Origin of the sequence: Promicromonospora iranensis (assembly GCF_028994805.1) — a bacterium.
GTDB lineage: Bacteria > Actinomycetota > Actinomycetes > Actinomycetales > Cellulomonadaceae > Promicromonospora > Promicromonospora iranensis.
Genome location: NZ_JAJQQP010000017.1, coordinates 1 through 948 on the forward strand (window position 1 = coordinate 1; position 948 = coordinate 948).

Consider the following 948-nt stretch of genomic DNA (forward strand, 5'->3'; position numbering starts at 1 on the left):
GAACGCCTCGCCGGCGCCTTCGCCGCCGCCCACGCCCAAACCGTCAACGAACCCGAGTGCCGCACCACCCGCGCCGCCATGCACGACTACCTCAAGGACCGGCTGCTCCCCCGCCGCCGTGGCCGGTTCGAGGCGCACATGGACGGCTGCGCCGAGTGCACCAGAGCGTTCGTCGACGTGCGCGAGGTGTCCTGGATGCTGCGCGACCTCGGCCAGCACGTCATCGCCGGAGCGCTCGCCACCGGAGCCCTTGGAGCCGCGATCGGTACCGGCGCGGCCGGGGCGGCCGGTGGTGCGGCGGGCTCGGGAGCAGGTGCGGGCGCGGCGGGCGCCGGAGCGCCGCGCCCGTTCGGCAAGAAGGAGGCCGCGATCGCGGCGGGTATCCTCGCGGCGCTCGCCCTCGGCGGCGGAGCGGCGGCGTTGGTCGCCAACCAGCCCGCCGAGCCTCCCTCCGCAGAGTCGGTCGCGAACCCGGGCGCGGGTGCTGGTGGTGGTGAGGGCGCTGGTGGTGCTGGTGCTGGTGCTGGTGAAAGCAGCGGAGCGGGTAGCGGAGGGGCCGGGGGCGGAGCGGGCGCAGGCGGCGGTGGGGATAGCAGTGGCGGCGCGCGTGCAGGTGCTGGGGAGGGCAGGGGCGGTGATCCCGGCAGTGCCGGTGCAGAGGGCGGCGGCACGGATGACGGCGGTGGTGGTGGCGGCGGTTCCGGGGCCGCCGCCGACACGAGTCCAGACATCGGGGCAGCGGTGACCGGCTGGCTCGCCCAGCTCGGCATCGGTGGCGAGCCGTCCGACGAACAGAACGGTGGGTCGAACAGCGCCGGCAACAGCGGCGCCGGCAACAGCGACAGCACCGACACCGACACCGACACCGACACCGACACCGACACCGAGGGCAGCACAGCCGCCGACCGCGCGGACGTCGGCATCGGCGCCGAGATGACGAGGTGGCTC

General features: G+C 75.3%; 1 protein-coding gene. It reads left to right on the forward strand.

Going from position 1 to position 948, the window contains the following annotated elements:
• A partial coding sequence (locus LUM46_RS23965; protein ID WP_274997590.1) for a zf-HC2 domain-containing protein occupies window positions 1-948 on the forward strand: 948 nt, incomplete at both ends.